The sequence below is a fragment of the Streptococcus suis genome (genome assembly GCF_002964045.1).
GTDB lineage: Bacteria > Bacillota > Bacilli > Lactobacillales > Streptococcaceae > Streptococcus > Streptococcus suis_U.
This window is the reverse complement of sequence record NZ_POPB01000664.1, coordinates 1-288: the sequence shown is the minus strand read 5'-3', so window position 1 is coordinate 288 and position 288 is coordinate 1. Positions and strand designations below refer to the sequence as shown.

Here is a 288-nt window from a genome sequence, read left to right as displayed (position 1 = left end):
TATCAGCTTTTAGAATATCCTTTCCAAAAACAATTTTTCCTTCTGAATTTGTTCTGACTCTAGCCAACTCTCCAGAAAAAGTATCTCCATTACGTGTTGAATAAAGTTTGAATTCAACATTCTCAAGTGGTCTTTGGAATGTAGAGGATTTTTTCTCCAAGAATAACTCAAAATCCTTAGGTTGATTCGTAACGGTTGTTGTATCAAAGATATAATTATGATACACTTGGTCAACTTCCAGACCCTCACGATATGCTACCACAAAACCATTTTCATTTGGATAATATT

1 protein-coding gene is annotated in these 288 nt (G+C 33.3%); it reads right to left on the bottom strand.

Annotated elements, in window-relative coordinates; translation table 11 throughout:
- Positions 1-288, bottom strand: a 288-nt coding sequence (locus tag C1E99_RS14855; RefSeq protein ID WP_161951234.1) for a hypothetical protein, incomplete at both ends; no start/stop codon positions are given.